The following is an 8,550-nucleotide window of genomic DNA, read 5'->3' on the forward strand; positions in this document are numbered from 1 at the left end:
AGAATGAAGAATTAAGAATGCGCGAATTAAACCTTAAATCGTAGGGTGGGCATTGCTCTCGGAATATCATGATTGAACAGCTATCAATGACATGGGCAATGCCCACCAATAACAACCGGTGGGCAAAGACTAATGTGAATTCCGGAATGTTTGGGAGTTGGAAACAGGCCTAATATATCCTGGTTGGTGGGCATTGCTCAGATGAATTCTGCCAGGGTTGGGGGTTGATTTTAAGTAATGCCCACCCTACAACATGCTTTATCTTATCGTTTTAATCGTTTTAGTGATTGAGCGATCGCTTTTTCTAGTTCCACTTTACTCAAGTTGGTGAGGATGAACACCTCTTGAAAGCTTTTACCAGACCTGGCAATCACCTTGAATCCCCCACGAATTGGCACTGATACTTTTAACTGTAATTTAGGACAGTGACTTCTTGCCCGCCCAAGGACAGCAGGGGTAATGGTTTGAATACCGGGGTAATCTGTGAGTCGTTGCAGAACTGGAATGAGACCCTGAATGTGGGTAGAGTGATTCCAAACCAGCCTGCCGTCTTTGGGTTGGCTCATAATACTATGTAGCCTCCAAGGGAGCCATGGTTAAGCCAGCACGAGAAAGCTGTTGGTGGTAGAGTTCCGCTTGTTCCTGGGGACCGACCCAAACAATGGCTTGACCTTCGTTGTGAACCTGATGGGTTAGTTCCCAGGCGTGATCATTTGTCATCCCAGGGATATACTTGACCAGACAGTCGTGAACATGCTGAAATGTGTTAAAATCATCGTCTAACACAATTACCTTATAGTTGGGATAAGGTTTTCGGGTAACTTGACCAGAGCGTTCAGGAGCTTTGACTGGTGCAGCAAATGTAGCTTTATAAGCTGCTAATCTTACCATATTCGCACATAGGTTACCAGAATAATTTACAAAAAATTAAGTTTAAAGTCAAACCATTCCTTCCAGTTTACAAAAATTGAAACGCCCTGCATAGTGACGCTGAGAAACAAGGAAAATCAAAAATTGGACTAAGCCTTTAATACCTAAGGGTTTCAACCACCTTGGCTATGGGCAATTTTTTCTTTGCCTGTAAAGGACAATTTGCCATATTGAAGCGAACTCAGGCTGCTGTTTGTGTAAGGGGGAAGTTGCTGAGGGGCTGTGTGCAATGGCTTGCCGACCCAGCTAATTAGCCCGCTCCCTATATAGCAGTCGAAGCAAAGCTTAGGAGATCTTTTGCTCCCTGCTCCCTGCTCCGAAGTCCCTTTCAAGCAAAAGACTATGTCCGCTCACCATGCTTCCCTTGCTATACATGAATGACAGGGGTTTCCACTTGTGACTTACCAACAAATGATTCAATGAATGCTTTACCTCTAACCCGCCCTTCCAAAAAAGATCAAATTTTGGCTGTCGATGATTCCCCTGACAACTTGTTTCTACTGCAGACGCTTTTAGAAGAAGAAGGGTACAACATTACTTTGGCAGAGAATGGTCGGGTTGCCCTAGAGAAAATAGAGATATCTCCGCCGGAATTGGTGCTATTGGATGTAATGATGCCAGAAATGGATGGCTTTGAAGTGACCAAGCGCATCCGAACCAATCCCAAGTTACCGTTTATACCAATTTTGTTGATCACCGCTTATGATCATCCGAGTGTGGTCAAAGGACTGGATATGGGGGCGGATGATTTTATTCGTAAACCAGTAGAAGTGGATGAATTGCTGGCCAGAGTGCGATCGCTTTTGCGCCTCAAACATAGTGTAGATGAACGGGACGAAATTGCTCGCCAACGAGAAGATTTTGTCTCTCGGCTTACCCATGACTTGCGCACCCCCTTAGTAGCAGCAGATCGCATCCTAAACCTGATGCAGCAGGGAGCTTTGGGAGAAATTCCCCCTCCAGTCCTGGAAGCCATAGTCACCATGACTCGCAGTAACCACAATTTGCTGACTATGGTGAATACGTTACTAGAAGTCTATCGCTATGAAGCTGGTCGGAAGTATTTGTCTTTCTCTGCCATCCCTGTGCAACAGGTTATTGAGGAAGTCATCCAAGAACTGTCTGCCCTAGCTCGTGATAAAAAACTGTCTTTGGACTATCAGACCGCGAAGCAGCTTAACTCGATAGTGATGGGCGATCGCTTAGAATTGCACCGATTGTTCACCAATTTGCTGGGAAATGGGATTAAATTCACTGACAATGGTTCTGTGACCGTTCGTCTGAGGAATAGTTCCAAGACTAGTGAAGGGAATCAGTCGTGGGTGGTGATTGAGGTGGAAGATACTGGTTTTGGTATATCCCCAGAAGACCAAAAACAGTTATTTGAACGGTTTCGCCAGGGTAGCCACAAACGCTCAGGTAGTGGTTTAGGACTATATCTGTCCAAACGAATTCTCGAAGCTCATCAAGGAACGATCAACGTTAAGTCTGAGTTGGGTAAGGGGACTTTGTTTACCGTAAAATTGCCTAATCATATTGACGGTTAACTAGACTGGCCAGAAGTCTATTCTGATTTTGAGCTATTTTTGAGAAAAGTCGGCACTGATCAGGCAAAAGGTTATGTCTAACGAGATGGGATTGGGCGATCGCTATTTTGAGTTAATCGATGACATTGTCAAAACTACCCTGAAGGGGAAGATCCGTTCTAAATCCCAGGTCTATCAGATGTTGGTCAAGGGGGTTACGGTTGGCACCGGGGAAATTTTTGAACGTTGCCTTGATCAGCGCTTCGATATGACTCAGGCAGAAGTAGACAATCCTAAAAGTGAATTGAAGCAAGCGAAGGCAATTCGGAAACTCAGGGCGCTTAATACGATTCGTGGTGAATGGGAACAGTGGCAGGAAGAAAACCGAGTTTCTGAAACTATCACTAGCGCTATTCAATCCATTACTACTGCTGAACCGGCTGAGCGCTTTACGGCTTTATTGCGAGTGATTGACCCCAATCAACAGCCACCCCTGACGTTACAACAACTGGCGAGCCTGGCTAAACCCCTAAAGCAACAGGCACAACAAGCTTCTGAATCTGATACTGCTACAGACCTTGGACAACTGGCCGCTGGGATTACGGCAGGTTTGGCATCTTGGCAACGCTTGGAAGATTATCTGGTCAGTTGGATTTATGACCAAAGTCGAGGCTCACTGGGATTTGAGGGGACTCCGGAACAGCGTGGCCCTTGGGGGCTGTGGGCGAAAAAGGTGGATAGCCCGTTACCCCAGTCTTTATTTGAAAGTCTAGCGCTAAATCAATCGTTCCATGAATGGGCAGATACTCAACCCAGTTTGGAACTAGAAGCTTGGGTGGAATTAGCTGTGATTCTCCAGTGCTTGCAGCGAGGACTGGTGAATTGGTTCGATAAAATGGTATATGACTCCAAGATGGGAGCAAAGTTATCGATTTCTACCTTTATCGTATTTGCTGTGATTTGGTCTAGGTTAGCTAATGTTTTGAACCAGACAGCAATTAGTAGCTACGGAAATGCCATAGCAAATGGCTGTTTTCAGGTTTGTCTGCAAATTCTGCGCACTTTTGCCCAACGGGACTACTTCCCTCTCTACGGTGGTGTGTTTGCTAACTTTAGCGGCAACTATCTCCAAGATGCCCTGAATTACCTAGATGAACCCCTGCGGCAAGTAGACCGAACTGAGGAGAAAGCCAGGATTCTAACCTTGTTGGGTTATTCCCTTTGGTCCCAAGGAGCCTATGACCAAGCCAATAGCTTCCATCAGGAAGCTTTAGAGATTGCCCGTGAGGCTGGGGATAAACTGTGTGAAATTGCTAATTTCAATCACCTCAGTCGGATTTGTGTCGAGGAAGAGAATTATGCTGATGCCATTAACTATAGTCAACGAGCATTAATACTGGCTCGTCAAGCTGGAGACCGGTTAGGAGAAGCGAATGCTCTCGTGAATTTCGGCTACAGTGAAGTGTTTCAAGCTCAGGATAGCCAACAAGCAGAACTAGAAGTGTATGAGAGTGCTATTAACTATTTAGAACAAGGTCGATTATTGTTAGAACGATTGGGGGATTCTCCAGCAGGGAGTTATGGGGTTGGGCAAAGTAAAGCCTTGTGTTTCAGTAGTTTGGGAATTGCCCATGTGGTGGTTGAGCAGTATCAAAAAGCGATCGCATTTTTAGAACAAGGCTGGCAAGCCGCCCAATTTTCTGGGGATTTGTACTTACAAGGGGTGAATTTGGCCTACCTAGCCCAAGCTTGCTACAGCCAGCAAGATTGGCAGAAAGTGATTTATACCGCTAGTTTAGGAGCCTATCTATTAGAGCAAATTGGGTCTGAGGATTGGCGCAAACCAGCTGGGTTGTTAAGTATTTTGCAAGGACAAATGGGGCAAGAAGGCTTCCAAACCCTTTTAGCACAGCAACGGTCAAAAATTATTCCTGTCATTGGCGTAGATGGCTATGACTATATTCCGGAATTGCTAGCAAAATATTTGGATTCTATTTAAGTAGAGGATTAGCTTCTAGCTTGTAGGGTGGGCAAAAACCGTTGCGTTTAAATTACTATTCTAGATCAGATGACTTTGCCCACCTGACTGTAGCTAGCTTGTAGGGTTGGCAAAAACCGTTGCGTTTAAATTACTATTCTAGATCAGATGACTTTGCCCACCTGACTTAAATTTGTATTTTTATGACTAGATTCCGGAATGGCTAGCCAAATACTTGGATTTTTAAGTAGGTGCAAAAAATTAATCTAACATCATGAAACCGACCCTAACTAAGATCCTTCCCAGGTTTGGGAAACAGACAACCCTAGCTTTGACAGTTGTTTCCTTAACTGCTGGCATCGTCTCTAATGTCCAGGCTCAGTCATTGCCATCTGACTTCAAATTTCCCCAACAGTCACGTGGCTTCTTTGTTGATAGTACAAATAGCAGTCAACGGTTCTTTGAGCAAGGAAGGTTTCTTGGTGAAACAGAAATTAAAAATCTCTTCAACAACAACCTTTCATCAGCAAATCCTATCCTTGAAATTAGTGATGATGTAGTCAATCGAGAAGACCTATTGAAACTGGAAAATCAATTGCTCAATGATGGTGAGAGATTGAAATAATATAGGTAAGCAATCAGTAAGTGCGTAGGGTGTGTTAGGGATGGGCTCACCCTGATTTTTCACTTCGTAGCCAGGCTTGGAATAGCCCGTCCCGTAACGCACCGCCAGTGTATGGAAATTGTATCCTCGATTGCTTCTTTGGGTAATCCTCGACGACTATCAGCTAAACGATCTTCAAAAATCAATTTAATTGCATTTTTCAAGCTTTCTTTAGCTTCTGCAACCGTTTCTCCTTGACCATTCGCACCAGGAATTTCAGGACAAATCGCCCAATATCCCCCTTCTGTTGCTGCCTCAATGATGGCGGTAAACTCTGCTTTCATAAAAATTTTATTAGATGTTTTATAGCCATTATATCTCCCATAAGCTACAAAGGGATCCCCCTAAATCCCCCTTAATAAGGGGGACTTTGAGTGCGATCGATCTTGTAGGGTGCTTCGCGCTGAAATGTAACGCACCATCTATAGCTAGAAAGCGATTAGCCCGAAGGGCGTTGGCTAGCGAACGCACTCCCCCCACTTCCCACAATCTCCACACTTTCCTGTTTTCTAAAACTGCGTAGACTATTTAATTTTTTTATATCAAGTCAAAATAATTATCCTGTCTTGATGCAGTCGCTCATGGGGGAAACCACGGCAGTCGCTCATGGTTAGAAGTTACCGTAAGACAGTTGAGCCTTAATCAATAAGTTTTACCCCTTTTCTGCATAGCCGACCAACCATAAAGGCTCAACTGTCTAAGGTTTCGTCTCCGGGGGAACCCCCAAGACCGCGCTGCCTCCCCAAGACCGCGCTGCATCGCTTAATCAAAATCTCCCTATCTCCCCATCTCCCTATCTCCCCACCCTCTCCTTAATTATGGGTATTCAAGCAGACTTGATCTTACTGGCTATATCGATAATTCGTAAAAAATTCATAGAGTGATAAAACAGAGGTAGCTTCAGAGATGAACCTTGCTGAACTTCTGACCAATCCCAACGTCCTTCAAAGACTACTCCAGTTACTACTAGGACTACTTATCTGTATTCTCGGACTTTTGAACAATCGCTTTGAGCAGCCAAAAACTCTCTTGGGCAAAATTGTAGTAATTGCTGTATGCGTAATAGTTTATGTATTCTTAGCTCATCAAGCAGAAAATTTAGTTTCTCAAAAATCAGCAGAACAGGATACCCAGTGGTTCCAACAAGTGTACTGGATTTTAGGTATTGGTTACCTCTTCGCCTTACCTACAATTGGGTATTTGCTGACAACTAGGCCAGGAAAGCAAACTAAAATCTCTAGACAGATTCCAAAGGCAAAGTTACAGCGATGGCGCAGGGATTTGCTGGGAGCAATGGCAGCTGAAGTTAACATGAGCCTTGATGACTCCCTGCACAATGACCACTTGATTAAGTTGGTAATGGCAGACAAGAGAGAGCAAGTGGGTCGTCCAGAAAAAATTACTGTGAATCCTAGAAAATCTCCTCCATGGTGGAAACAGTTGCTCACGTTTCGTCGAGTAACTACAGACTCTGAACCAGGTCAAAAGGTTATTGAGGTATTTAACCAAGAAGATATTGCTGGGAAACTGTTGATTCTTGGTGCGCCCGGTTCTGGAAAAACCACGATGCTGTTGGATTTGGCCAAGGATTTAATTACACGTGCCCAGCAGCAGGAAAACCAACCTATTCCAATTATTGCTGAACTTTCTGATTGGAAAGATGACAAGCAGCCCATTGCTGAATGGTTAGCGGCTAATTTAAAGTTTCGTTATAATCTCCGCAAAGAGATTACTGAAGAGTGGATTAAAACTGGTCAGTTGTTACCTCTTCTCGATGGTTTGGATGAGTTGGGCTTAGAGCGGCAGAAGTTATGTGTTCAGCAATTAAATCAGTTTCTCAAAGACGTTCCTCAAATTGTGGTCTGCTGTCGTGAAGAAGAATACCTTGCTGGTGAGCAAATTCTGGAGATGCGGGGAGCAGTCTGTCTGCAACCTTTGACGGATCAGCAGATAGAAAATTATTTAAAACGGTTAAACTGTCGCCACCTCTGGCCAGGAATTCAGCAAGATTCAGATGGGTTGCTAGAGTTAGCCAGAATGCCCTTACTATTACATTTAATTCCCCTGGCTTATCCCGATGGCTTGAAGCCAGTAGAGAGAGAGTTTAAGGATCCTAAAGCAAAGGAAGACTATCAGAACCAATGCCGTCAAAGGTTATTTGAGGATTACATTGACCGTAAACTAAAGGAATCCCATAACCGTCGAGGTTATTCAGAAGAGGAAACAAGGCGCTGGTTAGGCTGGCTTGCTAAACGATTGAAGGAGGGACAACAAACGGAGTTTTGGATTGAAAAAATGCAGCCGGATATGTTGAATAAATCCCGAAAAAAGGGTTTGTATCAGCTGAGTCTGGGGCTGATTTATGGGCTGATTTTTTCAATGATTTTTGATCTGAGTGTTGGGCTGGTTTATGGGGTGCTTTATGGGCGATTTTTTAAAAAAATAGATCTTTCTAAAACTATTACACTTTCATGGAAAGACAGAAAAAAAATAATTGAAGAGCTGATATATGGGCTGATTTATGGGCTGAGTGTTGGTCTGATCTATGGGCTGCTTTATGGGCTGAGTGTTGGGCTAATTAGAGGGCTGATTATAGGGCTGCTTTATGGGCTGATTAGAGGGCTGAGTGGAGAAGAAGTAAAAACCATAAATAAACCCAATCAGGTGATTAAAGAATCCGCTAAAAATACCGTTATCCTTAGTTTAATTAGTTTCCCTGGAACTTTCTTGTTGTTTGTATTACCTGATCTAGTATTAGGAGAGAATGTTAAACTACTCAGCATGTTAATTCGTGCTTCTGGCATGGCAATGTTAATTGGCTTTTCATATGCTGGCAGACCTGTCATTCAGCACTTCGTCCTCCGCCTCATTCTCTGGCGCAGTGGTTCAATCCCCTGGAATTACGCCGATTTCCTGAGCTATGCCACAGAACGCTGCCTGATCAAGCAAGTGGGTGGACGCTATCGATTTATCCACGATTTGTTGCGGGAGCACTTTGCGACAACAGGACTTACGCATTTGCCCCCTAAATCCCCCAATTCTGGGGGACTTTGACATCATTTCCCCCCAAAATTGGGGGGCAGGGGGGCGCAACTAAACTCAGTAAGTCCTATTCTTCTTGATCAATCGGCAGACTTTTATGGAATCCCCCCAAGTGCGATCGCACTCCCCCCACTTACCACAATCTCCACACTTTCCTGTTTTATCAAACTGCCTAGACTATTTTATTTTTTATCTCAAGTCAGGATAATTATCCTGTCTTGATGCAGTCGCTCATGGGGGAAACCCCCAAGACCGCGCTGCATCGCTTAATAAAAATATCCCCATCTCCCTATCTCCGCAGCCTCTCCTTAATTATAGATATTCAAGCAGACTTGATATAGCGTTTCTAGGATGTATGAGGTACGCTTCTCAACCTCAAAATCCCCCTTATCAAGGGGGACTTTGAGGTA

Annotated in this window: 7 protein-coding genes; 4 read left to right on the forward strand and 3 right to left on the reverse strand. The window is 44.1% G+C overall.

What is annotated here, in order from left to right; all coding sequences use genetic code 11:
• Positions 1–263 precede the first annotated feature (263 nt).
• Complete coding sequence (locus F6J99_RS36610) at positions 264–566, reverse strand: DUF2103 domain-containing protein (RefSeq protein ID WP_293072083.1); 303 nt, start codon at positions 564–566, stop codon at positions 264–266.
• Between the two features lie 4 nt (positions 567–570).
• Positions 571–891 carry an ATP-dependent Clp protease adapter ClpS gene (gene clpS, locus F6J99_RS36615; RefSeq protein WP_293120598.1) on the reverse strand — a complete coding sequence of 107 codons (321 nt, stop codon included), beginning with the start codon at positions 889–891 and terminating at the stop codon, positions 571–573.
• 458 nt (positions 892–1,349) lie between these two features.
• Here clpS and F6J99_RS36620 point away from each other — a divergent pair, with 458 nt between their 5' ends.
• The 3 genes from F6J99_RS36620 to F6J99_RS36630 all read left to right on the forward strand — a co-directional run bounded on the left by F6J99_RS36620 (position 1,350) and on the right by F6J99_RS36630 (position 5,059).
• Entirely contained in the window at positions 1,350–2,477 is a 1,128-nt protein-coding gene (locus tag F6J99_RS36620; RefSeq protein WP_293120608.1) for a hybrid sensor histidine kinase/response regulator, read from the forward strand.
• Positions 2,478–2,550: 73 nt separating this feature from the next.
• Complete coding sequence (locus F6J99_RS36625) at positions 2,551–4,455, forward strand: tetratricopeptide repeat protein (protein WP_293120600.1); 1,905 nt, start codon at positions 2,551–2,553, stop codon at positions 4,453–4,455.
• A gap of 253 nt (positions 4,456–4,708) precedes the next feature.
• Complete coding sequence (locus F6J99_RS36630; RefSeq protein ID WP_293120602.1) at positions 4,709–5,059, forward strand: hypothetical protein; 351 nt, start codon at positions 4,709–4,711, stop codon at positions 5,057–5,059.
• A 59-nt stretch (positions 5,060–5,118) separates the two neighbouring features.
• Here the strand turns inward: F6J99_RS36630 and F6J99_RS36635 are convergent, their stop codons facing one another.
• Positions 5,119–5,382 carry a type II toxin-antitoxin system HicB family antitoxin gene (locus F6J99_RS36635; protein ID WP_293120604.1) on the reverse strand — a complete coding sequence of 88 codons (264 nt, stop codon included), beginning with the start codon at positions 5,380–5,382 and terminating at the stop codon, positions 5,119–5,121.
• 622 nt (positions 5,383–6,004) lie between these two features.
• Between F6J99_RS36635 and F6J99_RS36640 the strand changes: the two genes are divergently transcribed.
• Positions 6,005–8,152 carry an NACHT domain-containing protein gene (locus tag F6J99_RS36640; RefSeq protein WP_293120606.1) on the forward strand — a complete coding sequence of 716 codons (2,148 nt, stop codon included), beginning with the start codon at positions 6,005–6,007 and terminating at the stop codon, positions 8,150–8,152.
• The last annotated feature ends 398 nt before the right edge of the window (positions 8,153–8,550 follow it).

The sequence above is a fragment of the Moorena sp. SIO4G3 genome (genome assembly GCF_010692305.1).
GTDB classification, from domain to species: Bacteria; Cyanobacteriota; Cyanobacteriia; order Cyanobacteriales; family Coleofasciculaceae; genus Moorena; species Moorena producens_A.